Annotated in this window: 29 protein-coding genes and 2 riboswitches; of the genes, 4 read left to right on the top strand and 25 right to left on the bottom strand. The window is 44.8% G+C overall.

All coding sequences use genetic code 11. From position 1 onward, the window contains the following. Positions 1-7: 7 nt before the first annotated feature. The gene (locus H8B09_RS06560; protein WP_191202600.1) at positions 8-481 is read right to left on the bottom strand and encodes a hypothetical protein; all 474 of its coding nucleotides are present in this window, start codon (positions 479-481) and stop codon (positions 8-10) included. 399 nt (positions 482-880) lie between these two features. Then, complete coding sequence (locus tag H8B09_RS06555) at positions 881-1,453, bottom strand: Crp/Fnr family transcriptional regulator (protein ID WP_191202599.1); 573 nt, start codon at positions 1,451-1,453, stop codon at positions 881-883. A 116-nt stretch (positions 1,454-1,569) separates the two neighbouring features. Between H8B09_RS06555 and H8B09_RS06550 the strand changes: the two genes are divergently transcribed. After that, entirely contained in the window at positions 1,570-2,532 is a 963-nt protein-coding gene (locus tag H8B09_RS06550; RefSeq protein ID WP_191202598.1) for an NAD(P)-dependent alcohol dehydrogenase, read from the top strand. A gap of 230 nt (positions 2,533-2,762) precedes the next feature. Here H8B09_RS06550 and H8B09_RS06545 read toward each other — a convergent pair whose 3' ends face one another. From H8B09_RS06545 to H8B09_RS06525, 5 genes are all read right to left on the bottom strand, one after another. Beyond that, positions 2,763-3,509 (bottom strand): hypothetical protein, encoded by a 747-nt coding sequence (locus H8B09_RS06545; protein WP_191202597.1) that lies wholly within the window; start codon positions 3,507-3,509, stop codon positions 2,763-2,765. After that, a complete protein-coding gene (locus H8B09_RS06540; RefSeq protein WP_191202596.1) occupies positions 3,506-3,847 on the bottom strand; it encodes a hypothetical protein in 342 nt (113 codons plus the stop codon). Before H8B09_RS06540 ends, H8B09_RS06545 begins: the two co-directional genes overlap by 4 nt. 606 nt (positions 3,848-4,453) lie before the next feature. After that, complete coding sequence (locus tag H8B09_RS06535) at positions 4,454-5,230, bottom strand: GNAT family N-acetyltransferase (protein WP_224753280.1); 777 nt, start codon at positions 5,228-5,230, stop codon at positions 4,454-4,456. A gap of 284 nt (positions 5,231-5,514) precedes the next feature. Further along, positions 5,515-6,462, bottom strand: a complete 948-nt coding sequence (locus H8B09_RS06530; RefSeq protein WP_191202595.1) for an EamA family transporter — start codon at positions 6,460-6,462, stop codon at positions 5,515-5,517. Between the two features lie 80 nt (positions 6,463-6,542). Then, a riboswitch (purine riboswitch) is annotated at positions 6,543-6,643 on the bottom strand. A gap of 120 nt (positions 6,644-6,763) precedes the next feature. After that, positions 6,764-7,498, bottom strand: coding sequence for an HAD family hydrolase (locus H8B09_RS06525; RefSeq protein ID WP_191202594.1), 735 nt, complete (start codon positions 7,496-7,498; stop codon positions 6,764-6,766). 452 nt (positions 7,499-7,950) lie between these two features. Here H8B09_RS06525 and H8B09_RS06520 point away from each other — a divergent pair, with 452 nt between their 5' ends. Beyond that, on the top strand, positions 7,951-8,130 hold the full coding sequence (locus H8B09_RS06520; RefSeq protein ID WP_191202593.1) for a hypothetical protein: 180 nt from the start codon (positions 7,951-7,953) through the stop codon (positions 8,128-8,130). Positions 8,131-8,305: 175 nt separating this feature from the next. On the opposite strand, the gene H8B09_RS06515 is transcribed toward H8B09_RS06520, so the two are convergent. The 11 genes from H8B09_RS06515 to H8B09_RS06465 all read right to left on the bottom strand — a co-directional run bounded on the left by H8B09_RS06515 (position 8,306) and on the right by H8B09_RS06465 (position 15,946). Beyond that, positions 8,306-8,545, bottom strand: a complete 240-nt coding sequence (locus H8B09_RS06515) for a hypothetical protein (RefSeq protein ID WP_191202592.1) — start codon at positions 8,543-8,545, stop codon at positions 8,306-8,308. A gap of 189 nt (positions 8,546-8,734) precedes the next feature. Further along, positions 8,735-8,884, bottom strand: coding sequence for a hypothetical protein (locus H8B09_RS06510; RefSeq protein ID WP_191202591.1), 150 nt, complete (start codon positions 8,882-8,884; stop codon positions 8,735-8,737). Positions 8,885-9,056: 172 nt separating this feature from the next. Beyond that, positions 9,057-9,821: a VOC family protein gene (locus tag H8B09_RS06505; protein ID WP_191202590.1), complete on the bottom strand. Its 765-nt coding sequence runs from the start codon at positions 9,819-9,821 to the stop codon at positions 9,057-9,059. 68 nt (positions 9,822-9,889) lie between these two features. Next, on the bottom strand, positions 9,890-10,666 hold the full coding sequence (locus H8B09_RS06500; RefSeq protein ID WP_191202589.1) for a MerR family transcriptional regulator: 777 nt from the start codon (positions 10,664-10,666) through the stop codon (positions 9,890-9,892). 208 nt (positions 10,667-10,874) lie between these two features. Continuing rightward, positions 10,875-11,273, bottom strand: a complete 399-nt coding sequence (locus H8B09_RS06495) for a VOC family protein (RefSeq protein WP_224753279.1) — start codon at positions 11,271-11,273, stop codon at positions 10,875-10,877. A 119-nt stretch (positions 11,274-11,392) separates the two neighbouring features. Beyond that, a complete protein-coding gene (locus tag H8B09_RS06490) occupies positions 11,393-11,920 on the bottom strand; it encodes an HAD family hydrolase (protein WP_224753278.1) in 528 nt (175 codons plus the stop codon). A gap of 213 nt (positions 11,921-12,133) precedes the next feature. Then, positions 12,134-13,102 carry a phosphoribosylaminoimidazolesuccinocarboxamide synthase gene (locus tag H8B09_RS06485; protein WP_191202587.1) on the bottom strand — a complete coding sequence of 323 codons (969 nt, stop codon included), beginning with the start codon at positions 13,100-13,102 and terminating at the stop codon, positions 12,134-12,136. An 87-nt stretch (positions 13,103-13,189) separates the two neighbouring features. Beyond that, positions 13,190-13,269: riboswitch (ZMP/ZTP riboswitch) on the bottom strand. Positions 13,270-13,351: 82 nt separating this feature from the next. Beyond that, a complete protein-coding gene (locus H8B09_RS06480) occupies positions 13,352-13,993 on the bottom strand; it encodes a hypothetical protein (protein WP_191202586.1) in 642 nt (213 codons plus the stop codon). A gap of 87 nt (positions 13,994-14,080) precedes the next feature. Beyond that, positions 14,081-14,446: a GntR family transcriptional regulator gene (locus tag H8B09_RS06475; protein WP_191202585.1), complete on the bottom strand. Its 366-nt coding sequence runs from the start codon at positions 14,444-14,446 to the stop codon at positions 14,081-14,083. After that, positions 14,443-15,099 carry an ABC-2 transporter permease gene (locus tag H8B09_RS06470; RefSeq protein ID WP_191202584.1) on the bottom strand — a complete coding sequence of 219 codons (657 nt, stop codon included), beginning with the start codon at positions 15,097-15,099 and terminating at the stop codon, positions 14,443-14,445. Before H8B09_RS06470 ends, H8B09_RS06475 begins: the two co-directional genes overlap by 4 nt. Next, positions 15,092-15,946 carry an ABC transporter ATP-binding protein gene (locus H8B09_RS06465; protein ID WP_191202583.1) on the bottom strand — a complete coding sequence of 285 codons (855 nt, stop codon included), beginning with the start codon at positions 15,944-15,946 and terminating at the stop codon, positions 15,092-15,094. The genes H8B09_RS06470 and H8B09_RS06465 overlap by 8 nt, the downstream gene beginning before the upstream one ends. 250 nt (positions 15,947-16,196) lie before the next feature. Here H8B09_RS06465 and H8B09_RS06460 point away from each other — a divergent pair, with 250 nt between their 5' ends. Further along, positions 16,197-17,891, top strand: a complete 1,695-nt coding sequence (locus tag H8B09_RS06460) for a M3 family oligoendopeptidase (RefSeq protein ID WP_191202582.1) — start codon at positions 16,197-16,199, stop codon at positions 17,889-17,891. A 128-nt stretch (positions 17,892-18,019) separates the two neighbouring features. On the opposite strand, the gene H8B09_RS06455 is transcribed toward H8B09_RS06460, so the two are convergent. The 7 genes from H8B09_RS06455 to H8B09_RS06425 all read right to left on the bottom strand — a co-directional run bounded on the left by H8B09_RS06455 (position 18,020) and on the right by H8B09_RS06425 (position 22,630). Continuing rightward, on the bottom strand, positions 18,020-18,499 hold the full coding sequence (locus H8B09_RS06455) for a VOC family protein (RefSeq protein ID WP_191202581.1): 480 nt from the start codon (positions 18,497-18,499) through the stop codon (positions 18,020-18,022). Between the two features lie 37 nt (positions 18,500-18,536). Beyond that, on the bottom strand, positions 18,537-19,454 hold the full coding sequence (locus H8B09_RS06450) for an extracellular solute-binding protein (RefSeq protein WP_224753377.1): 918 nt from the start codon (positions 19,452-19,454) through the stop codon (positions 18,537-18,539). Between the two features lie 104 nt (positions 19,455-19,558). Continuing rightward, positions 19,559-19,945 carry a VOC family protein gene (locus tag H8B09_RS06445; RefSeq protein WP_191202580.1) on the bottom strand — a complete coding sequence of 129 codons (387 nt, stop codon included), beginning with the start codon at positions 19,943-19,945 and terminating at the stop codon, positions 19,559-19,561. Between the two features lie 25 nt (positions 19,946-19,970). Continuing rightward, complete coding sequence (locus H8B09_RS06440) at positions 19,971-20,366, bottom strand: VOC family protein (RefSeq protein WP_191202579.1); 396 nt, start codon at positions 20,364-20,366, stop codon at positions 19,971-19,973. Positions 20,367-20,399: 33 nt separating this feature from the next. Beyond that, positions 20,400-20,837, bottom strand: a complete 438-nt coding sequence (locus H8B09_RS06435; protein WP_191202578.1) for a GNAT family N-acetyltransferase — start codon at positions 20,835-20,837, stop codon at positions 20,400-20,402. Between the two features lie 214 nt (positions 20,838-21,051). Next, on the bottom strand, positions 21,052-22,275 hold the full coding sequence (locus H8B09_RS06430; RefSeq protein ID WP_191202577.1) for an RNA polymerase sigma factor: 1,224 nt from the start codon (positions 22,273-22,275) through the stop codon (positions 21,052-21,054). A 7-nt stretch (positions 22,276-22,282) separates the two neighbouring features. Then, the gene (locus tag H8B09_RS06425; RefSeq protein WP_191202576.1) at positions 22,283-22,630 is read right to left on the bottom strand and encodes a YciI family protein; all 348 of its coding nucleotides are present in this window, start codon (positions 22,628-22,630) and stop codon (positions 22,283-22,285) included. Positions 22,631-22,998: 368 nt separating this feature from the next. Between H8B09_RS06425 and H8B09_RS06420 the strand changes: the two genes are divergently transcribed. Beyond that, positions 22,999-23,844, top strand: coding sequence for a class I SAM-dependent methyltransferase (locus tag H8B09_RS06420; RefSeq protein WP_191202575.1), 846 nt, complete (start codon positions 22,999-23,001; stop codon positions 23,842-23,844). Positions 23,845-23,863: the final 19 nt, after the last annotated feature.

Below are 23,863 nucleotides of genomic sequence, written 5' to 3'. Positions count from 1 at the left end.
ATCACCTCTATATAGTAGCTTCACGAGCTTTGAAGATTTTTGATTGTATGTAATACACACGTTCAATCTCAGATTCATAATATCCAACATTGAATTGAGCAGTATCAATAAGGTCAGAAAAGGTATTTGGAAGCTTACAATCCAATTTAAGAAAATCAAAGTTCGTTGGAAAATCGTCCGCACTAGGGTTTGGTGTGTGTAAGTAGACCGCATCTGCTCCCGTATCTTCATCATGAATACATACCCATGATTGATACGGCTTATTTAGTTGCTCAAGTTGTTTTAAAATTCTCGTATATAGTAAGATATGCGCTTTAATGTGTGCCCTTCTTATTTTTAAACTGTCATTTCCTAAACCCCAGAAGTCGAGATGTTTATGCCAATAATCATACCAAGAATCATCGTCAGCATGTGCCTGAAAATTCTCAACCGATGACCATAGTTTTCTGAAGTATCTTTTTTTACCACGAAACTTCTTCAAAAGAGGCACCTCCATTTGTTGACCGCATTGGATTCCGACACAAAGAGCAGCTGCCGCGGCAGCAAACTACTCCTGGGATTTTGAACTAAAGAGAATCACTCCCTCATTTTTTGTAATTATTTGGCATGCAAGGCCGCCTGATTAGTTCCGCTATTCAACTATCCCGCTCGTTACCTGCTCTACTTCAATGAAACAGGGAGCAACGCCGCCGCGGTTCGCTCCCTGTTTTTGTTTATTTTTTGAACTATCGTTTCCCTTGAGCGTAATGAGGACTGATTATGCATAAAAGGACACTTGGGAGAGTGCCCTTTCTGTTTATCAAGTTTCCTGCATTGACTTAAGTCAATGCAAAGAAAACATTCCCCGGATACAATGGTGATGTTCGAGCCAGTTAGGACCTTACTGAATTCTCTTCTTTATTCGACTTAGCGATTCCGGTGTAATGCCGAGATAACTGGCCAGTTGATGTTGCGGTACTCGGTTGATAAGAGAGGGGCGTTTCATTAGAAGTGTCTTGACGCGATCTTCAGGTGAAGAAGCGATAAAAGCAGCGAAGTCTTCTTGGACCTGACTAAAATTCTCCTCCATCATCCTGCGAGTCATGGATTCCAATTGAGGGTGTTTATTGTACATATCCCTTTCTTTATCCAGATCGCCAATGACCATTATCGAATCTTCTGCGCAAACAAAAGTGTAATCGGAAGAATTATCAAGCTTGTGGTGATTGAAAATCGCAATAGCCTGCTCTTCGGTGTAGAAATTAGACGTGACCTCTCTGCCATCCTCATCAATCGAGTATTGCCTTACGCAACCTTTTAAGATGAAATAACATGCGGCAGGGGTATCTCCTTGTTGAAAGAGAACCTCATCTTTCGCGAACTTTTCTACACGTAGTTCGTTCACTATGGTTTCCTGATCTTCCTTGGTAAGAGAAGTCCATCTCGACATGTATTTGTACAGAATGTCTTCCATTAACTCTTACCCTCGTCTCGTTGTCTGTCATTACGTTCCCTATCCATTTTCAAGCATGGGGAGGCCTCTTGTAAATAGCTTTAGCAGTGAAATTACCGTTAGGAGGAATGAAGTCAATGAGAGCAATGGTTCAACTATCGTATGGTTCACCTGAAGTGATTGTTATGCAAGAAGTTGCGAAACCGTCGCCTGGAAACAAGGAGCTTCTCATACGTATTAAAGCTGCCAAAGTAGGGCCGTCGGACTGCGCTTTTCGCAAGGGCAATCCGTTTATGATTAGGCTGTTATACGGATTGTCCAGACCGAAATTTGCAATAGGAGGAACCGAACTAGCTGGTGTTATTGAAGCGGTTGGAGAGGAAGTACAGCATTTCAAGCCAGGGGATCGCGTCCTGGGGATGAGTGTCAAAAATTTTGGGGCATTCGCCGAATATAAGTGTCTCTCCGCTGATAACCCTCTTGCGGTAATACCGGACAACATTACCTTTGAAGAAGCCGTTGGTGTCTGTGACGGTGGCGCCACCGCATTGACGTTCCTGCGAGATAAGGCACATTTACGAGAAGGACAGAAAATATTAATCTATGGGGCGTCAGGTTCGGTTGGTATCTACGCTGTGCAATTGGCCAGATACTATGGCGCTGAAGTAACCGGTGTATGCTCGGGTGCCAACGAAGGTCTGGTAAGAAATGCAGGTGCAAACTTCGTCCTTGACTACAAGAAGGAAGATTTTACGAAAGCAGGCAAAGCTTACGATATCATATTTGATGCTGTAGGCAAATGCTCATTCTCAGATTGTAGGCGCGTGCTTACCGACAAGGGCATGTTTCTGACTACCGCCCCCAGATTGTCTACCCTCATGCAAATGATGTGGACATCTATGTTTAAAGGCAAAAGAGCTGTTTTTACAACCGCCGGGCTTTTGCAAAACAAATCGAATTTGGACTTCCTCATGGATCTTACCAACAATGGCACTCTGCATGCCGTGATCGATCGTCGGTATCCTTTGGAGCGTCTGCCAGATGCCCACCAATATGTAGAGACCGAACGTAAAAGGGGTAACGTGATTATTCAACTCTGAAGCCAACGTCGTTCATCGTTAAGCATGCCGTTATCTATGACACGATTCATTATGCATGTTCTTAAAGTATGCTGCCCGATACTTCAACGAACAACGGCAGTCGATCATTTACTGACCGTCTGCCTGGTGTCTTTGTTACGGTATTGTTACCCGCTAGCTCAATGATACACTCTTCAAACACGTAGATTGTAGATATAGTTTCACTCGCTTAGTTTGCAGTTTCTAGTGAATCAATCACTTTGTGGCCTCTCCAAATCCGTCTCGTTCATAATCATCAGAAACTCCGTATCCTCATCGCCGCTCTTGGAAGAGCTGCCGAGCAGAGGTGCGTCATTGGCGTAGACGGGAAAGTACCCGACATACATCGTGGATGGCTGAGAATAAGACTGCATGAATAGATTATCCATGATATTGGCGGCAGGCGCCTTGTTCAGCTTCTCGTCCTCACGCATAATGCCTGCCCATTCATCAGGAAACGGCATTGCACCATAAGGATGCTCCGTGACATTGACGAGCATTTCCATTTGCACGCGCGGTACATAGTAATATACTCCATTCGACATACCGGCATTTCGATCCCGAATAAGGTAAAAGCGAAATTCCTTCACTTTCTCAAGAGGATTATTATTCCATACCACATAACGGCCGGATGGATCGGAATGATCGGTGATTCTTACTTCGGGCCTGCCGCTCATATCAACTCTGACCACGCTCCATTTCCGCTTCTCCCATTTCAGGAATCCCATCCCGTGAATACCTTGACTAGATACAAATGGGATAAAAACTTGTTGTTCAGTCAGCTTAACATTGTTGAGAACGACTGCCGCGTCGGCTTTAGAGTCGAACTCGTTTAACTCCGCCATAATTTCGTCCACATTCGGAAGCGGACCCGGCTTGCCGTCATAAGTACGGAAGAAGACGATCACCGCAGCCGCAATTATAAGGATTACGACTATTACCAATCTTCTTCTTCTCATTCTCTTACCTCCATTCTCAACATCAGCTTCTCAGAACGGTAGTAGTAATATCGATCCTTCGCAGCGAGCAATAACCCCTTTCCGTCAGCTTCCAAGTAAGCTGAGGCATGCAGACCGCTCCCCCAGCGAGCTTCTGCTCCGATCAGTGCATAAGGGAAACGTTCATGCTGATACTGAGTGCCGTCCTCTAATTTGGATTCACGGTACCAGTCCAGCGTACCCGACATATCGGATGCCTTTACCTCTGCCAACGACCTCGAGAACAGCTCTTTCTCGAAGGTTGCCTCCCTTGCTGACGGATGAATGACAACAAGCTTCGCTTTCTCCAAATGGGCCAAGTAAGTGGAGGGTCATTGCGGTCGTATAAGGAACCATAAATGAATCCAGCAAGCAGAGCTGTCGCTAGAAACAAGTAGTTTGCCGTGAAGCCAATCCAAGCAAATTTACGATAGTGGGGCCAGGAGCGATTTCGTAGAAAGAGGTACGCAGCCCAGAGACCAATCGGCAATAAGGCAATATTTACGATCTGCCCGAATAAATGGATTTTGAATGATAACGACAAAAAGCCGGCGAGTGTCACGAGAAGTATCTTCCAGATTGGGCGCTCAGTCTCTTGCTTCTGGCGTTGGCGGATTACCAGACCAAGCACAATGAGCCAACCTAGCAATCCTGCAGCAGCATCTACTACATTCCAGGAATAATGCCAGTCTATTTGCAATACAAAACACCTCAATTTGTCCAAATGTTGTTCATTGCCCTTCACTCTAAAACAAAGTACTAAGTAAAACTCTTTATCATCACTATATAGTTATGTATACTATTCCTTTTATTGGAATTTGTGTAAAATTACCCTTTAATTATGCAAACAGCATCCGTTCATAGTGAACGGATGCTTCACTTACTTATTATGCTAAAACCTTCTGTCAGTGCAAAAAAAGATCCGCTCACTTCGGCGGTTGTTCCAACACGAACGGCCGTGTCCGCGTCACGAACTGGAAGCCCTGCTTCCGCAGAATCGGCGCGGAAGTCGGCAGCGCGTCGACGAAAGCATGAGTCAGACCGCGGTCACGGGCCTCCTGCAGCCTCGAGGCGACCAGCGCGGTAAAATGGCCTTGTCGCCGGTGGGTGATCTTGGTGCGGCCCCCGGTCAGTTCGGCGTATGACCCGCCGGTTCGGAAGTAGACTCGCCCACAGGCGACGGGCTCGCCGTCCACGTAAGCGATGTGGATGCTCATCTCGTTCAGACTCCCCTTCAACTTTAGAGCCAGCGCCCGCCGCTCTTCCTCCACGTTTCGCCTGCCAATCTCGCGTGACACCTCGGCGTAGTCAGCCAGGTCGCGCTCGTCCCGGACGATTCTGATATCGTACCTATCGACATCCCCGAAGGTGGCTAGCGATGCCTCGTCCAGCAGCAGAACCAGTACCTCCTCCTCGTCGTCGGCCTCGAACCCGGCGGCGACGAGCCGCTCGGGCAGGTCTTCGGGCGTGTCGTGGCCGTAGTACTTCCACTCCAGACTATAGCCACCGGCTATAGCGGCGTCCCGCTCCCGGCGGATCAGTTCATCGATCCCGTCCGCTGGACAACTGGCGAACACAATCCTGCACTCCGATCCGTCCTCGGTACGCTCCACGACTACGTCACCGCTGGAAGACGTCGTGCCCATCGCCCGGCGCTCCGCATCCAGGCCCGCCAGGATGTCGGATCTCACGAATTGGCTCATGTCACAGCGCTCCTTTGCCGATCTTTGCTATTAAATTGGATTTCAACTTTTTGCAACTGTCTATATATTACCATATCTTGAAATTAACCTGACCGAATGTTATCAAGTTCTTGTCATTCGATTTTGACAAGAACTTGATAACATCAAACAAAAAAGCCGCAGTGAATGCTGCTTTCAATGTTACTATGTTCTTGTCACCCGACAGTAACCGCCGATAGACGCAAAAAAGCGCTGCAATCATCCATAAACGATGATGCAACGCTAATTTCGCAGGCACTTTTGTGTCAACCGGATACGGTATCTTTGCGACCGGCCCATCTCGTTCGCTTCATCAGCTCCGGAAACGCAACCGCTAGCAGTACCAACAAGACCCCAGCCCATTGGAGCAAGCTTACGTGCTCGTGTAGAACGATGGATGACAGCATAACTGCGACAGGCAACTCGGCGGCGCCGAGGATGCCTGTCAAACCTTCTCCAATGTGCGGAACTCCTATCGCGAACAATACTGGAGGCAAGAACGCGCCAAACAAGCCGAGCATTACCCCAAACGGAAGCAGTCCCTCCAAAAGCGCGTGGTTGAACAGGAAGCTGGGTGGGAACAAGAGAAATACAAATAACATCCCCCCTGTAACCATCCAGGCGCTTCGGTATGACGGATGCATGGATGGCACTGCTTTGCCACTGAACAGAATAAACAACGAATAGCTTATCGCGGACATAAAGCCCAATATGACTCCCTTCCAGTTAAACTCGGACAAACCTTGATTAAGTATGCCTGCCGCTAGTAATGTCCCACCAAACAGGACGGTCAGCGTGATCAACATGATGCCGTTCGGACGCCTCCTCTGTTCGACCGAATTGATCAAAACCCCCATCCATGTGAATTGGAATAGCAACAAAATGGCTAGCGAATTGGGAATATATCGCAGGGATTGGTAATACAACAAACCTGTTACAGCTGTAGGCACACCAGCGATCATCAGGATGACTCGATTCCTCCACGATAACTTTGTGGCAGCCGTCGCGGATGAAGACGCCGTCCTAACGTTTCCGCTCCATCTTCCCTTCCACGTCATGAATAGAACGAGAGTCCAAGCCAATACGAACCCTATCAACAATTGGCTTCCCACGACCTCTCCGAGCGTATAACCTTTTGCGTACGCCTTCGTAACGATCGTGGATAGAATGCCGTAACAGACTGCGCCTAACAAAACCAAAAATCTGTATTTCATCTTTATGATTCCTTCCTTGGGTTTTCTCCGCCTTATATTGGAAACAAAAAAACTTCCTTACTATCGAATATAGAATCGTTGAAACTCGATTCCATATTCGTAGCAAGGAAGTTAAGGCTTCCTGTAGAGACCCCCACCCTGTTTTTCGTGGGGTTATACGAATGTATTGATGATTTATCAAACTAAAGCAAAGCAACATAACAATAATATGGCGCTCGCTAGCACTTGTCAACTGATGTCGGCAGCAGCTGTGTCAATGTTCAACTAACGTTCTCCCGTTGGAATACCGCGAATAAGGTACTCAATCATGGGGACAGTCCCCTACGTGTGACAACAAAATCGCACGTAACTCCTCTATTTCGGTAATCACTGCTAGAGGGCGAGGCTCTTGAGGTACTTGATAATTCCTCTTATTTAACCATATGGCTTTCAACCCTAATTGTATTGGAGCCGCAACATCATTTGTCCAAGAGTCGCCCACGACAAGTACCTGTTCTGGTGGTAAAGAAGTTATACTTAGAACATAATGATAAATTTCTGGGCTTGGTTTTTCATAACCGATAACTTCGGATATGAAAACATACTCTTTTGGAATGATACCATCTAATCCGATTGCCTCCAATTTATCATCCTGCCACCCTTTGCTTCCATTCGTCAATACTCCTATTTGATAATAATTACTAAGATCCTTAATGGTTTTGTTTATCATCACATTAGGCTTCATATGCTTTTTACTTATTGATTGGTAGAACATTTCAAAGTTAATTGCCGTTTCTACATCCGTTGTTTTCCCCATTTGATCCATAGAATAGAGAAAACGTTTAGTCCGATATTCGTCAAAAGAAATTTGTTTGCTATCTAATTTCTTTACTAAGAATTGTTCTACATTACAAAAGACTTCAAATAAATCGTCACTATTCATTTCACTGGTGAAAAAATGATTTCTGAACGCGTCCTTAACACTATTTTCCCAATAGTCGTCAAATTGTAAGAGTGTATCATCTAGATCAAACAATACCATTTTAATTGGATACATAATACTCTCCCATCCATTTCCTGAATATTATTTTTTCCAATTCTATCCTTCAACTCAGATGCATGCAACACTTATACTTAAACATTCTTTCAATTTGTTACTACTCTAACAAGTTGAAGTTACCGATGGATACTGTAGCTCAACTCTTCTGCCCGTCCCTCGGCATCTCAAAAGTACTGTCACTCACTATCCTGCCCTTTAGTTGGACAGCGGCGGTTTTCTAAATGGGATCGCCACCAACACAAATAAAAACTTAAAAGAACCGTCGATAAAGCTCTCTCCGACGTTCGCAGTGGAGCTGTGCGTAGATTTGAGTGGTCGATGCTTTCTCATGACCGAGCATACCTTGAATGATTTAATAATCTGCAGGGGGCCAATTTATTAGTTTTCCATCGTTGCTGAATAACATATTTTTTTTTACACAAATTAAAGACGTGTAGGAGGTGAATATAATGTCTAATCAAACCAACAAACGAGATTCCCAAAATGTCTCGAAGAAAGTAAAGGATACCGCCGGGGCTGTATTTCATTCTGTTCATAAAGGGTTAGAAGCAACTGAAAATGCTGCAATGAATGCTGTTGATGCAACAACTGACACAATAAACAATTTAACAAACAATGACGAGCAGTAATACAACTAAATCAAGCAAAAAGTAAATAAGGTTCCATGAAGTACTTGGAAATCGATTGGGAGCTTTCTTATTGAACGATGCTGCCCGTTTGCACAGCGACGACAGCCGATCTTGCTGACCGGCTGCCGTCATTGTTTGTTGAGCTATCGTTCCGATGATAGCGCAACGATCGTTTTTATAATCTGATTTCTCTGTTATGTAGTAACCATTCTCTAAAGTCGTCATCATTATTAACCTTATCATTGATTACTGCATTATAGATATCAACACTAAAGAATTTTTTGCGATATAATGGATGATTATATACACTATTCTTTAAGTTCATAATAGCAATTCTTTGAACTACATCAATTTGAGATTTTAAATCATGAATTGCCTTCTCTTTTTCATTAATTCCTCTTGAGAAATCGCCCAAACATCAACCTTCCAAGCATTTGAATTAATGTCTGTGTAACATCCCCAATAGTATATTTTTGGCAAGTGTTCTTTACGCCCGATCAGTTCATTTCGATAATTCATTTTTGAAGGTTTAATACATAACGAAATATCCTTGCCTAATTCAAAAAAGTTTTTTCGTTCATTCTATCGTTGGTTAAATATATATCTAAATCTCTCCAAGGTCCAACAAGTAGCTTCCGCTTACAGATACTTTCCCATATCCCTCTAAAATTCTCAATAAACCATTTCCGTTCAGTATTTCATCTGCTTCTTTTTTTATCGAGGAATTAAGTACTTCCAAATCAGAATTCATCATCTATACCTCCATCAAGTTCATCTTGTAGTGACTTGCTTACCAAACACATCTCAACAAATAACTATCCTGCCCTTCACTAAAACAAAAGCTGCAGCTGATCCTCCGATCTACTGCAGCTTTATTGGTTGAACTATAGCCTCTCGTTAACTTAATGTTTTAGGTATGACACCACTTAGCCAAATGTCCAAATATTAATACGATTTCCGTCGAGATCGTATAGATGATAGATAGCCAGCGTATTGACATTGCCTTCTATCGATGAAACTTCAATGCCTTCGTTACGCAGCAACTCATGAGCAGCCAAGAACTGATTGCTGCTCTCGATGACGAAGAATGGTCGCACAGCCGGATCCTGTATGCCGTTGAAAGCATCAGCTGGTAATTTCTCCAACGTAATTACAGACCCCTCTTCGTTCTTCAAGAGTGCATATGTAGCGTCCTGCTGAATCGCCTCAAAACCAAGGTAATCGGCATACCATTGAATCGATTTCTGTAGATCTGACACGCCGATGCGAATCGAGTCCGACGCGAACAATGCATCAGGAAACCGATCTCGGATCACTTGGCGAGTATCTACAGCAGTCAAGCGCGTGTTGTCCAGATCGTAAAAGTCGAACGATTGCACGTAACCCGGACCTTCATAGATTTCAGATACGCGAGTTCCTGACCGTTTCACCGCATCGTAGGCATCTTGCAGTCGAAGCGTCTCGAAGCAAAAGCGTACGTTTGCCTCTGGAAGCACCGACTCACCGTCATTTAAGCCTTTCAGCGTGATTCCACCTTCTGTCGGGAAGTTGAGATGGGTCATTTTTTCCTCTGGTAAGTCCCAGCTTACTTTGAGTCCCAGTGTTATGCAGTACCATTCAATAGCTTCCTTGCGGTTACTTCCTACTTTGATCCAACCGCCATCGTAACGATTTACTCCAAGTTTGTTCATGCTATATCCTCCCAGGATGAATATCTATATTGTCTGAGATAACAATAAACGTTCAAGTAACCTGAAGGTCAATCTTTTTTTACAATAGGTATCATGAGTTCGTAGTAATCATCTAAATGGTCGTAATAGCGTTGAATTCTACTGCCTGCGGGAATAAATCCATTCTTTGAAATAAAAGAGAACACCCGTTGACAACTATGTTTGAGGGATTTGTGACTAGTTAACGATACCCACATCATGGGTTGCATGCTTTCGATACGCAAATCCATATTATTGAAATCAATCTTCATCACAGAGTTTTGCGATGCAATCTCGAATCCAACCTCACCTAACAACCATTCGTTCTCAAGATCATGAATAAGTGCATAGCCATGACTCACCACGTTGACGCCGAGTTTCTCTAATGAAAAGCGATGTTCATTCACTTTCTCTTTAAAAGGAAGCTCGCTAGCTGCCGGGATTTTATCACGAATCCATATAAATGTTTTGGGTTCGCTCCAATTCAACAAATGAAGGTCATTATACTCAGGCCGAAATTGGTTCAAATATTGCTTGGCCAGTTTTATCGTCAACAATTTCCGTTCCGTTTCCTCACGCCACGCTTCGATAATGGATTCCTGGCGATCACAATCGCTTTCAAGAAAGCCCGAAATATCCGATAAGCTGATTCCGGCTTGCCTTAAGCTGTTGATGAGTTTCGCGTCACTCATTTGCCCTAACGTGTAGACACGATATCCGTTGTTCAGCCTTTCCTGCGGACACAGCAAACCCTTATCATCATAGAATCGTAGCGTACTTTTGCTGATGCCAGTCAGATCGGAAAATTGATTGATGGATAACTTCATTGATCAAGAGCACCCCACAAGATCATTGTCATAAGTGATAAGTAATCATTCAAGAAAGTTGATTAATTCCTTTTTTAAAAACAATAACAGAAAACATTGTTTGCTCCGTTTTACTGCTCTTTAGCTTAATGAAAAATGGAGCAGTTGCCGCCGGCAAACTACTCCTGAATAAACGTTTAAGCCGTTAGTTTAAACTCTCCCGAGTTTATTATGAAATAAGTTCTTTATTTACAACTTGTCCACCAACGGTAATTTGATAGCCGTTGAGATCACGGAATGTAAACTCGCTCCAATGATTTGTGTAATTCGGATCTCTAATGATGGTTATATTTTTATCCATAACTTCTTTAGCTATTAAGTCAACGGCATCCGTATAACAAAATACATCAAAATATTGTTCCTCGTATCTGGAACTGATTGGTTTCACCTCGTCTTCTTGTTTAGCTTCAACAAGAATGAGAGTCAGCTTACCTCTCGAAACATGGTGGTGAGGTACCTTGTCACCGATCACTTCATAATTAAAGCCTAGATCGGAATAAAACTGAACTGTTTGTTCCAAATTTTTGACTAACAAGACGAAAGAAGAACCACCGATAATCTCTGACAAAGTGAACACTCCCAATATTAAGTTATGTTTCCCTCTAAGTATAAGGAACACTTGTTCCCATGTAAAGTTTTTCCTGTTGAGGCAATCTGCTTGTTGCTAATTTTGCTAATTACCCTGCCTCATACCAGGTGGCTGCCCATGATAATATCTTTAAGTTCAATTAGAGTTTTGATTCGATAGCTGGCCTGTGAGAAGTCATGTGTTTGTGTAAAGTCGTTATGGACAATAGCACAGTCGATACCAGCCGCCACGGCTGCGTTTAACCCTCTGTTTGAATCCTCCACAACCAAGGTCTCTTCTTTGGCAGCGCCGAAGCGCTTTAGGCCGGTCAAGTAAGGTTCCGGGTGCGGTTTGGTGCGCTCGTAGTCTTCGCGAACAAGGACGAATTCCATGAACTGTACAATCTGGCGGTTTTCGTGAATTAGTTGAAAATCCGCACGTTTTGCAGTCGTCACGATGGCCATGCGGACATACTTTGACAGTTCGGCTAGCGTTTCAACTACGCCTTCGATCTCTATGGCTTCTGTTCTTAGATATTCCTGATAATAGACGTTGCGTACCTCACGCTGCTTGTTGATGATCTGTTCATCAATACCTGCCACCCTAGCTTGGGACCAAGTTCCGAATGACTGAGTCATGTCGCGCATGTACTGATCTTTATCCAAGGTAAATCCAATGTCAGCCAGAGCCCGTTCTCCCGCTTTGTAATACCATCAACCAGCACCCCATCGTGATCGAAGAGAATGTACTTTTTCATTGTTGCGTTCTCCTTTCGCATCTGCGGCAACCATGAGCGTATTCAAGCTGTCTGCAAATTTGTGCAACGTAATTTCAAATTACGCCCTGTTTGGGAATTTCGCTTAGAAAAGATAGGCATGTAAATTCTTTTTAAGCCGATCTTTTATAGAATGCGTACTGTCGACCGAAAATTCCTTGCCGGTGATCATTTCGTAGAGGCGGATATAGCGATGCGATAGTTCGATAACAAGGTCATCAGGTGCGGCAGGCAGGATTTTATCTTTATAAGGGTCGCAGTGCTCCCTGAACCAAAGTCGCAGGAATTCTTTGTCGATATTCTCAGGTTCCTTGCCCTCGGCTAACCTCGATTCGTATGTCTCTTGCATCCAATAGCGGGAAGAGTCAGGTGTATGTATCTCGTCGATGAGTAGAATCTCTCCTTTGTCATCAATACCAAATTCATATTTGGTATCTACAAGGATTAATCCGTTTCTAGCTGCGATCTCTGTGCCCCTGGCAAATAGCGAGAATGCAATTTTCCGCAAATGCTCCCAGGTCTCTTGGTCAATTAGACCTTCTTCAACGATTTGGGCAGCCGAAATCGATTCGTCATGTGCTGCTGATTTCTTTGAAGGAGTCAGAATCGGTTCCTCGAACTTCTGATTTCTCTTCATTCCATCGGGTAGAATATTGCCGCATAGGTCTCGGATACCTTGTGAGTATTGGACCCATGCCGAGGTGTCAGTTGAACCCGTAAGATAGGCGCGCACTACGAATTCGACCGGAAATACCTTGCACTTTTTTCCTATAGTAACATTCGGGTCCGGGATATTTATAACGTGGTTACTTACTATATCCGAGGTATGTTCAAACCAAAATGCGCTAAGTTGGTTCAATACTTGCCCTTTAAACGGAATATTGGCAAGAACCCTGTCAAATGCGCTTTGGCGGTCTGTGGTGATCAGAATTAGAGAATCACCTAGATCATATGTGTCGCGAACTTTATCTCTCCTGAACCCGGGTACATTCAGAAATGAGGTATCATCGAGGCAGTTCGTTAGGTTTTCTTGAATAGTTTCTTTGGTTATCATGGAAGCCTCCTTGATTTATAATTCTTTGAATTATGCACATAAACCATTCGACAATTGAAACAAAAAAAGCATCTGATCTACGATCAAATACTTTGCCCAGGCGTACGGCTTATGAAATATGTGCTCCCCCGTAGTTAGCCTACGTTACGCCAGTCACACATATTTTGATTCAATTTAATAATATCAGACAATTCCAAAATTCCCAATACTGTTTTGTATATATTTTACATTGCGGCTATTTTATCTTCACTAACTTCTTAGGCGTAATAACTCTAATTCTTGAAGAACTTCCTTTGCATCACAGTCGGGATTTAAGATATTGATTATCTCTGCCGTAATGGGAACATTATCGTAAATTTGTGCAACAACATCTAATGATAGCGATAATTCATAATAATCTCTTGCAAATTCCACAAAATCGTCTGGTGTATGGAATATACAGCCCACTAAAAAATCAGAACCATCGCTTCCGCCTTCTGGAATCTCAACTTTTCCCTTGTGCCAGAATGTATCACTGTTTTCACGCCAAATACAAAAGGTCACATCGTCTTGTTCAATTGCATCGTCTTCAAGTAAAGAGATTAATTCCTTTGGAACGGCCTCATAAATCCCTTGCCATACTTTATGTTCATCCTGCGCATATGGGCTTAACTCGGATTCATGATCGAAACCTTTTATTATGGAGCCTTCAGGGGAAAACAATATAATTAGATGATCACCTGCTCCATTATCTATCTTCGCCATACAAACACCCTCATCCCAATCTTGAACATAGCTATGGTAACGAAGCCATTCATCTTGACAAAGAATAATATTAAGTGCTGCTTGGATTTTCATCAGCTTTTTTAAGATAATTGGATTTGGTAAACGTTCTACCACATTCACTTCCATGAATCCCCACCCTTTCATCGTTCCTTGCAAAAGTTCTCATAGTTCCTGACGACAGTCATCCACTCTTCTTTCAAAGTAAAGAAGCTGCTAATAAATCTTTGTCAGCAACTCCACAACCTCATCTAGCGTGAGTCCAAAAGATTTGTAGTATAAAGTGTCGCTTGTCATTTGCTTCAGAATCATCTCGTTCCGTATGCGCAGCATCTCATCAGATGAGAATTCAGCTACAAAACATCCCTTACCTGTTACGGTATTGATCAACCCGCTTCGTTCGAGTTCTTCCCAGGCCTTCTTTACGGTGATAACACTAACACCAAGCTCCAGGGCAGCTTGTCGAATGGGTGGCAAACAAAATCCGTTTTCTAACTCCCCCTTCAGAATTTGAGCACTGATTTGTTCAATAAGCTGCTGATAAATCGGTTTGTCTGATGTGTTTGAAATCGATACATTCATAGAATCTCCACTTTCATAAAACGTTTCACCGCAATTCGATAGGCAATGATCGTGCATGCAACAAATATCACGATTCCTGCTATGAGAATAGATAGTTGAAGCAGCGTATTGTCAGCGCCGGAACCATTGAAAATATCGGACACAAACGGACTCTGGATGCCAACCCATTGAGCAATCCCGGCAAAAAGAATCGTGGCCGTAATGGATGCGACCATTGCGCCACCGTATTTATAAGCAGTCTTGTAATACATAGGGATTAGCACAAGGTTGAAGATCGCGAGCATTACAAAACATAATCCCCAAAAACCCATATGCGGCGCGAAGAAATAATAGGTCAGATTCGGGTATAGGTAAAGTGTAAATATACCATATATCATTGCCGTTGCAAGGTGCAATAACTCCATGATACCAATTACGGTTACCCTTGCTTTCACAATGTCTTTCTTGGTAACGGGCATCATTGTTGTAAAAATCAAATCGTTCTGAGATCTAAATCCACCGAGCATGTTCGGCACCGTGATCCAGCAAAAATACAAAGGGAGAATAAAATAGATCCAACCAGGCACGAGCATTAGCGCATTTATGAAGAAAGGAAATACCAAGAACCAAGGATTTATTCCTAATTTCAAATCCTTCATCACCAAGTTATACATGCGCATCCACCTTTTTCGCGTAATAAATCATGATCTCCTCAAGACTCGGTGTAGCAGCTTTAATGTCGGAAGAAGGATCGAAGTCCTTGGCATGGATCAATCCTGTAAAGCCGAATGAATTGATTTTATAGGATATCAGGTGTTCTTTCACTTGCTCCAACTGGCTCTCGCTGCCACTAAGTAATCGGTAGGATTCCATAAAACCATGTTTCTCAGCGCTGGCGATGATTTGCCCGTTATCAATGAAGGTTATAAAATCAGCGCATTTCTCTAAATCAGATGTAATGTGAGTCGAGAATAAAATGCTGATCTCGCCATCAAGGACGAGCTCTTGAAAAATTTCTAGCAGATCGACCCTTGCGACCGGGTCAAGTCCACTAGTCGGTTCATCCAGGACAAGCAATTTAGCGCCATGAGATAAAGCAAGGGCTAAACTATACTTCACTTTCATCCCCGTGGACAATTCCGCAATTTTCTTGTTTTCATCCAATTTGAACCTTCTTAGATAGCTGCGGTAGGTCTCATCATTCCAATTCGTGTAGAATTTCTTAACAACATCGGTCAACGTCTTGAGCTTGCTGCGTGTATAGAAATCGCTCCCGCCGAATGCATAACCGATTTCTTGCTTCAATTCGATTTCGTGTTCAGCGATATTCTTGCCCAGAATGTGTACCTCGCCGCCATCGATATGAATCATATTCAGGATAGATTTAATCGTCGTTGTTTTCCCTGCGCCATTGGCGCCGATAAATCCCATAATGTACCCCTTCTCCAGCTGAAACGATACGTCTTTCAACTCAAAGTTAGGATATTTCTTATTTAAATTTCGAATATCCATTGCCAGCATACCGTACCTCCTCATCAAATTGTGCATGTTGTGCATACACAATGTACCACAGACGGTTTTTGGAAGTCAACTGGTTATTGGCCCAAAATTGGATACGTTAACCTAGCCTGCAGGGAATGCGGTATAATGGAACCATGGCTGCTGCGTATATTGGGCTAGGCTATGGACTTGCTGGTGAGCAAGCCGTTCGAACAACATGGCCTGAGGTTAGACGCATTAGTCTTAAAAATCGGAGGGTGGTGCATGGTGCATGAGATTTAGCGAGTATACATACGAGAGGCCGGATGTGAAGGCGTTCGAGGTGAAGTTCAAGGAGCTGTTGGGCGCATTCGCCTCAGCGGGCAGCTACGAGGAGCAGGACGCAGCGATGGCAGGCATGAACAAGCTCCGCAGCGAGTTCGACACGATGCAGACGATCGCAAGCATTCGCCACTCCATCGATACGAACGACGAATTCTACAAAGCCGAACAGGACTTCTTCGACGAGAACGGCCCGATTGTGCAGGAATTCTTGACAGACTATTACCGAGCCCTTGTCGGTTCGAAGTTCCGTTCCGAATTAGAGGACAAATGGGGACGACAGCTGTTCCGGCTAGCCGAACTGTCACTGAATACGTTCAGCCCAGAGGTTATCGAAGATCTCCAGCAGGAGAACAAATTAACGACGGAATATTCCAAGCTTATCGCTTCTGCAAAAATACGATTCGAAGGCGAAGAACGAACTCTCGCACAACTCGGTCCGTTCCAGCAATCGACCGACCGCGATATGCGCAGACGCGCTGCCGAAGCGTCCTCCGGCTTCATGGCGGAGAACGAAGCGACCTTCGACCGCATCTATGATGATCTGGTTAAGGTACGTACTCGCATCGCCAAGAAGCTCGGCTTCGACAACTTCATCGAGCTCGGCTACGCCCGTATGAGTCGGACCGACTACGACGCGAATATGATTGCGAACTTCCGCAAACAGGTACAGGACCATATTGTGCCGGCTGTGACGAATCTCAAGGAACGTCAGCGGAGCCGCATTGGGGTCGACAATCTGCTCTATTACGACGAGAACCTCGCCTTCCTGTCCGGCAACGCGACGCCGAAGGGCGACCCTGACTGGATCGTGGCCGGAGGCGCGAAGATGTACGCAGAGCTGTCGCCGGAGACGGGCGCGTTCTTCCGGTTCATGCAGGACAACGAGCTGATGGACCTTGTCGCCAAGAAGGGTAAGCAAGGCGGCGGTTACTGCACGTATATCAGCGAGCACAAGTCGCCGTACATTTTCTCGAACTTCAATGGCACCTCCGGCGATATCGACGTACTGACGCACGAGGCGGGGCATGCGTTCCAGGTGTACGAGAGCCGTGGCTACGCGGTGCCGGAGTATGCCTTCCCGACCTACGAAGCGTGCGAGATCCATTCCATGAGCATGGAGTTTCTAACTTGGCCGTGGATGGAACTGTTCTTCAAGGAGGACGCTGACAAATACCGATTCGACCATCTTGCCAGCTCGCTCATCTTCATTCCGTACGGCGTGACCGTGGATGAATTTCAACATTACGTGTATGCGAATCCGGATGCGACGCCAACCGAGCGGAAGCAGGCGTGGCGTGAAATCGAGAAGAAATACCTCCCCCATCGCGATTACGCGGACAACGCATACCTGTCGGCAGGCGGCTTCTGGCATAAGCAGGGACATATTTTCAACTCGCCGTTCTACTACATCGACTACACGCTGGCACAGATCTGTGCGTTCCAATTCTGGAAGAAGTCCCGCGAAGACCGCGAAGCCGCATGGAACGACTACCTCGGCCTATGTCGTCTCGGCGGCAGCCTCTCCTTCACGGAACTCGTCAGCGCAGCCGGCCTGATCTCGCCGTTCGAAGATAGCTGCTTATCCTCCGTCATCGGCACCATCGAGGATTGGCTGGAAAGCGTGGACGACAAGTCTCTGTGATGCGGTTCATGTAGATTATCTAGTATTAATCTAATGAATTCTGTCTTTTCACTAAAAACAAAGGAGCAGTTGCCACGGTGGCAACTGCTCCTTCTGTAGTTGAATGAATGTTCCTGTTCGTTAGAACATCAAGGTTGCCATAACTCGAACAGATTCCCTTCCAAATCAGTAAAACTAAAGATAGGTCCAACAGGTCCGTTTTCTGGAATCTCGGTTATGATATTGACCCCGTTTTCCTTAAAACGATTGTACATTTCTTGAATACGAGGAGTAATGAAACAAGCTAGTGGTTGTCGGTAACCGTTGTCATATGTAAAGCCATAACTCCCCGCTGCTTGCGTTGCCCCTCCTCCGCCTCCCATAAGAAAAATAGCGGGTACTGTTGACCTCATACCGGCTTCTTGGAACTGGCCATTCTGATCGGGAAATCTCAATATAGCAATTTCCATCCCAGGTTTCACTTCATTGTGGGCTGTTGGTTGACATCCGAAGTTCTGTTGATACCACTTAATAGACTCGTAAACATCATTCACCGGGACGTATATACATGTGATTCCGGTGATGTCCTCCATTCTTTCCTCCGGTTTAATATCTTCATTCGTTCGCATATTCTCATTCCTCCTTCTCATGAGCGCAACAACGCCGCTAGCTATTTGTATTAAACTTAACTTTATTTTTACTCCAATTATCAATTTCTTTTGTTACATCACTGAAACTAAATTCTCCAGAAAACAACTTCCAGCTATTGTCATGATAAAGCGGCAGATATTGTTTATGATAAACCGTATCCATTACAATCGGGTCCAAATAACCTATCGTATTGGAAAGTTTAATCGCCTCTACATTCTTCCCTTTCCAGTGGCTGATTTCATCGTAGTAATGATCCAGCTCTGGGTGACGAACAGTTGTCACTTTTGCCTCATCCGCTAGAAACTTTTGTGTTTCTAACTCATAGAAGAAGCTAATGAATTTGTAAGCCTCTTCTTTGTATTGCGAGGCTTGAAGTATTCCCATTGGTGTAATTTGATGCATGGTAGCTTGCTTCTTAGTCCCTCTCGGCATCGGCAATACGTCCCAGTCGAACTTCCAACTCGGATCTGGCGGGTACTCTGCGGCAAGTAACAATGTTTTCCCTTCAAAAAACGGCTGAATCGGAAAAGTGCCTATTAACTTCTCATTAATAATCACCTGGTGTTTGTTGACAAGATCGTAAAGCCATTGAAGGTCCGCAATGACTTCAGGTGTATCAATAACGCTTTCCGTCAAATCCCCGTTCATGAAGAAAGGATGTTCCGCATGACCATTCGCGATTGAATATAAACATTTGACATACCACGTGATAGGCGGACTAAAATCAAGACCGTATTGCTGTATCGAAACATCTGTCGCCTTAGTCGCAAGTTCAACCATTTCATCATATGTCCAATCGTTAGACGGCATCTGCAGATTTAATTTTTTCAACAAATCGGTATTCACATAAAACCAATACGTGTCTAAAAATACGGGAAGAGCATAGGTTTGTTCACCTATTCTGAAGGTCTCTGGATGGTAGACGGCTTTCAGAAATATCTAGATAAGTTCAATGCTCGTACAGCAAAATGTTAAGTGTGACGGGTTCTTTGTTCATCATAACCTCCGGTGATCAATCTACTGTTAACCTTTGAATATTAACTTCCAAAACCAATCTTATAACCATCTAAATCTTGAACGATAAATTCCTTCCAACCCGATTCCGATATATTAAGTTCTGAAGCAAAGACGGCTCCTTTTGCTTTGAATTCTTCATAAAGCTCTTCTTGAGAATTCGTGTAAACCAATATATCCCACGGCGGACCGCCGGCGATATTACTGATTGGCTTTACATCTCGATCATTATCCGCTTCGTACATTAATAGAAATAATCCTTCGCGTGTTGTATGACCACAATCATCATGCTGACATCCTAGAACCTCTTCATAATATCTTCTCGAATTAATCAAATTGGATACAAGCAACAAAGTTGGACCCGTGTTTATTTTCATCTTTACGTCTTGTTCAAGAGACTGCTCCATCAACGGAATCAACTCCTTTTTTTAGTTACTACATCTCAATCAACATTAATTTGTTTCCATCAGGGTCCTCGATAATGATGATGTTGTGCTCTAGTGCCTCATGATGAATGACAATGTCGTTTTCTTTCAAAAATTGAAGCGACTGCTGAATATCATCTGACTTGAAGAACATCAAAGGTTGAGGGCCAGGTGACGCACCGTGATTGGAATCCAACAGGATCTCCGTTCCATCGACAGGTAAGGAGTAAACCGTAGACAGCCGCTTCTCCAAATAATCATCGTTGAAAGGCAGTTCCAACACATGGCTATACCATTCCACTGATCTCTTCATATCCGAAACATGGATAAAAATCGAACCTACTCTTTTTTCAATCCTGCTGCCCGTCCGACCAAAGGTACCCACTTCATCATTCAAACGTTCCATGTTAATGCCCCCTTATTAGGTGTAGGTCTAGCATTAAATATTGATGGACATATAGTTCTTGCCTTCAATAAACCCAAGACCTTCATATACCGGTTTAGCCATGTCTGACGAATGCAGCAGAATCTTTCTTATCCCTTGCATCTTCAAATCCCCTATTGCTTCACTAATAAGCTTGGATGCTATGCCTTGACGACGAAAGTCCGGTAAAGTGTAAACATTACTCATGTATGCAACTATTCCAGAAGGGTTATCAAACCGTGGCATCAATCGGCATAGGGAAAAACATACGGTTGAAATAACAACCCCTTTATCATCAGCAACCCATGCAACAAGTGACCCATCTGATAATCCCGATTGAAAATGGCTTCTGAATGCTTCATCCATACCATTGTTGTCTTCCCCGCCCAACAGTAACTTACGAAAATAAATAAACTGCGTGATATCATTCGTAACCGCTTGTCGTATCAGCATATGGACCTATTATTCACTAGTAGACTTGGCATTCTGCCATATCCCCAACCTTCCTTTATAATCGGAATTATTTTCCTTATTTTAGATTAATTATTTGTATCACACTGGTCAACTAAAATTTTACATGAAGGGTCGTTGAATCTTCACACTATCTTTTACGGCAAATAGGGCACCCACAGGGTACCCTAAGATGACCAAATATATAGTTGCATCTTTATAATACGGAAGCTTGTCGGCTTAAAAATTGTCGAACGGACCTATCGGTGCTAAGTCCAATCGCACGGCTATAGGCAGCAAGGGCAACCTCGTTGCGATTCATCTGCTTGTACAGATGACCGGAAAGCGCCCAATAGGGCTGATAGTTCACCACATCTTCAAACGGTATAGCTTCTAACAAGGTAACTCCGTGTTCGGGTCCGTAAGCTTCCGCGACCGCAGCTGCCCGACCGACCATCGCTCCCAGTGTGGGGTGATTACGAACGAGGCCCTCGTACAACTGCGCAATGGCAGCCCACTCGATACACCCCGTCCATGAACGATGTGCATGTACCGATTGGATCGCAGCCATAAGTTGAAAACGGCCAATCCGACCGCCTTGAGAAGCGGTATGTAGATAATGCTCTGCCTCCATGATGAGACGTTGATCCCATCGCGTGCAATCTTGCTCGGAGAGGGGAATATAGTTCCCCTCATCGTCATGCCGCGCCGCACGGCGAGCCTCACAGTGCAGCATAAGAGCCAGAAGACCGTAAACTTCAGGTTCGCGAGGTGCGAATCCAAGAAGCAGCTTTCCTAGATAAATAGCTTCCTCCGTCAATCCCTTACGAGGGGAATCAGCAATTGTTGCCTCATCCCACCCGCTCCCATAAGCAGCATAGATAGCCTCCAATACAGGCTCGAGACGATCTGGAATCTCTTCTGCATCAGGCATTTCAAAAGTGAGGCGTTCGGCACGGATTTTGGCTTTTGCCCGGGTAAGTCGCTGACTCATGGTGGAAGGCTTAGTGACGAATGCGGACGCGATTCGAGCTGCATCAATGCCGAGCACCGTCTGCAGCATAAGAGGCGTTCGCATCACAGCATCAATAGTTGGATGCGTGCACAGAAACATCATCTTCAGCCGTTCGTCTGGAAAAGCCGCGTTAGACGAAGTCAGATACTGAGCATCCTCCGACATGGCATGGAGTGTCGGCAGCGCATTCTCAGATATACGAGCTCGTCGCGCTCGGTCGATTAACCTCCTATGGGCGGCAGTAACGAGCCATGCTTCCGGCTTATCAGGAATACCGACCTTAGGCCAAGTTTCTAGCGCGGCGAGAAAAGCATCCCCGATCGCATCCTCAACAGCCTGAAGATCCCGCCAATTAACGGCCATATAAGAGAGCAATCGGCCATAAGCATCACGCGCTGTTTTCTCAATGACCTGATTAATTTCCATAGCCTATTTACTTCAACTGTGGAATGTTCTGTCTAACCTCAACCGTAGCGACAGGTGCTCGAGCCGCCCACTCTAATGCAGTGTCTATGTCTGGAACATCAATCACCATAATTCCGCCGAGCTGTTCTTTCGTCTCAGCGAACGGACCGTCCTGAACGACCGTCTCGCCGCCATGCCGCTTCATCGTTGCAGCTGTTTCTGGCGCGTAGAGACCTGCACCATACACGACAATTCCAGCCTCCTGCATAGCACGTGTATAATGCCTCCATCCTGCCAAATATTGTTCCTGCCTTGCCGGATCCTTTCTTGCCTCAAAATCTTCATGGCTCTCGAACAACATCAACGTGTAACTCATACAAATTCCTCCTTAAAGTTATAACTTGATTGTGGTTACACTATGATGTCGTTTCAGATGGACCGATTTCTACATTGGTAGAAAATATTTTTCCTTCCTCTGGTGACGGATCACGACTTGAATCTTACATACGCCCCATTGTATTGATCACTAGTCTCTAGATGTTTAACTTGATATCTAAAATTATGGTTATCTTTGATAGAATATCATACCTGATGCTACCTCGAATACGAGTACAGGGTGCCCTTCTTTCTTTTTCATCTTCTCAGAATGCCATCTAAGTCATGTACGTTTGTTGGATCGCCATCCCTTCGGGCAGGAAATGAATGCTGCCTAACGAATATTTGAAATCATGGAAAGCCAGATGAATGTACCGGACCTACTTCGAACGCATCCTTCACCTTATACTTAATCTAGTCAAACATATAGCCGATAAGGAGCTGGTAACGCTGGGCATTGACGATTCTACGAAGTTGTTCAACGATATGCTTTCTCTGACCGTGCAGCTCTTCTATGAGCGCGAGCGTTCGCTGGTCCTGCATGAGCCGCTTCAAGTTGCTTCGTCCGTACTCGATATTGGCTGCGGAAACGGTGCCTATTTGGAGGCGGTCAAACAGGACTACCCGCACTTAAGTTGCATCGGTCTCGAGAAGGACGAACGCATTTACCGTTTTGCTGCGGCAAGAACCGCACCAGGCCTGCAATTTGTTAATTCGGATTATCGGGAACGGACGCCATGGGCCGAGCCGTTCGATGTCGTCATCGCTAGGCTGGTCGCCCTACATCTCCCTGACTTCGGGCATTTTCTGACTTGGCTGCGAACCGTTACCCATGCCGATTCCTTGATCATCGTCATCGATTTGGACGACGACGCAACCGGTCCCTTGCCCGCTGACTGCCTGCCTCGATTCGAATCGTTATTCCGGGCTTCGCGCAAGCCGCTGCTGGATCGCTTCCCGAAGCCAGTCGGCAATCGGCTGGTTGAATTAACGGCGGCCTTCGGTGGCTGGCGAACGAAGCTGCAGCCTTATCGCATCCTGGCTGAAGACGGCGAAACGAAGCGGCTGATGCACCGCTACATGGAAACTGTGACCCGGATCATGCAAAGCGATCATCTGTCCGATGAGCGAAAGCAGGAATTGAACCACTGGCTTAGAGAGAAGTCTTTCTCCTATGGGGCCGGCATGTTCGCCTTATCGTTTCAACGCATTTGATTATCCATCAGGGAGGACC

Source organism: Paenibacillus terricola, assembly GCF_014779765.1.
In the GTDB taxonomy this organism is placed as follows: Bacteria; Bacillota; Bacilli; order Paenibacillales; family Paenibacillaceae; genus Paenibacillus_T; species Paenibacillus_T terricola.
The sequence above is the reverse complement of the archived record's forward strand: the minus strand, read 5'-3'. Positions and strand labels throughout refer to the sequence as shown.

Excerpts from the sequence above, each read along its gene's own strand:
- H8B09_RS06430 (WP_191202577.1), bottom strand. The coding sequence starts at position 22,275 with ATGGAAATTAATCAGGTCATTGAGAAAACAGCGCGTGATGCTTATGGC.
- H8B09_RS06500 (WP_191202589.1), bottom strand. The coding sequence starts at position 10,666 with ATGAAGTTATCCATCAATCAATTTTCCGATCTGACTGGCATCAGCAAA.
- H8B09_RS06545 (WP_191202597.1), bottom strand. The coding sequence starts at position 3,509 with ATGAGAAGAAGAAGATTGGTAATAGTCGTAATCCTTATAATTGCGGCT.
- H8B09_RS06510 (WP_191202591.1), bottom strand. The coding sequence starts at position 8,884 with ATGATGAATTCTGATTTGGAAGTACTTAATTCCTCGATAAAAAAAGAA.
- H8B09_RS06465 (WP_191202583.1), bottom strand. The coding sequence starts at position 15,946 with ATGCTGGCAATGGATATTCGAAATTTAAATAAGAAATATCCTAACTTT.
- H8B09_RS06505 (WP_191202590.1), bottom strand. The coding sequence starts at position 9,821 with ATGAACAAACTTGGAGTAAATCGTTACGATGGCGGTTGGATCAAAGTA.
- H8B09_RS06455 (WP_191202581.1), bottom strand. The coding sequence starts at position 18,499 with ATGCGAACGAATGAAGATATTAAACCGGAGGAAAGAATGGAGGACATC.
- H8B09_RS06425 (WP_191202576.1), bottom strand. The coding sequence starts at position 22,630 with ATGAGTTACACGTTGATGTTGTTCGAGAGCCATGAAGATTTTGAGGCA.
- H8B09_RS06520 (WP_191202593.1), top strand. The coding sequence starts at position 7,951 with ATGTCTAATCAAACCAACAAACGAGATTCCCAAAATGTCTCGAAGAAA.
- H8B09_RS06475 (WP_191202585.1), bottom strand. The coding sequence starts at position 14,446 with ATGAATGTATCGATTTCAAACACATCAGACAAACCGATTTATCAGCAG.
- H8B09_RS06535 (WP_224753280.1), bottom strand. The coding sequence starts at position 5,230 with ATGAGCCAATTCGTGAGATCCGACATCCTGGCGGGCCTGGATGCGGAG.
- H8B09_RS06490 (WP_224753278.1), bottom strand. The coding sequence starts at position 11,920 with ATGCGCGACATGACTCAGTCATTCGGAACTTGGTCCCAAGCTAGGGTG.
- H8B09_RS06440 (WP_191202579.1), bottom strand. The coding sequence starts at position 20,366 with ATGGAACGTTTGAATGATGAAGTGGGTACCTTTGGTCGGACGGGCAGC.
- H8B09_RS06485 (WP_191202587.1), bottom strand. The coding sequence starts at position 13,102 with ATGATAACCAAAGAAACTATTCAAGAAAACCTAACGAACTGCCTCGAT.
- H8B09_RS06480 (WP_191202586.1), bottom strand. The coding sequence starts at position 13,993 with ATGGAAGTGAATGTGGTAGAACGTTTACCAAATCCAATTATCTTAAAA.
- H8B09_RS06460 (WP_191202582.1), top strand. The coding sequence starts at position 16,197 with ATGAGATTTAGCGAGTATACATACGAGAGGCCGGATGTGAAGGCGTTC.
- H8B09_RS06470 (WP_191202584.1), bottom strand. The coding sequence starts at position 15,099 with ATGTATAACTTGGTGATGAAGGATTTGAAATTAGGAATAAATCCTTGG.
- H8B09_RS06525 (WP_191202594.1), bottom strand. The coding sequence starts at position 7,498 with ATGTATCCAATTAAAATGGTATTGTTTGATCTAGATGATACACTCTTA.
- H8B09_RS06435 (WP_191202578.1), bottom strand. The coding sequence starts at position 20,837 with ATGCTGATACGACAAGCGGTTACGAATGATATCACGCAGTTTATTTAT.
- H8B09_RS06420 (WP_191202575.1), top strand. The coding sequence starts at position 22,999 with ATGTACCGGACCTACTTCGAACGCATCCTTCACCTTATACTTAATCTA.
- H8B09_RS06550 (WP_191202598.1), top strand. The coding sequence starts at position 1,570 with ATGAGAGCAATGGTTCAACTATCGTATGGTTCACCTGAAGTGATTGTT.
- H8B09_RS06555 (WP_191202599.1), bottom strand. The coding sequence starts at position 1,453 with ATGGAAGACATTCTGTACAAATACATGTCGAGATGGACTTCTCTTACC.
- H8B09_RS06530 (WP_191202595.1), bottom strand. The coding sequence starts at position 6,462 with ATGAAATACAGATTTTTGGTTTTGTTAGGCGCAGTCTGTTACGGCATT.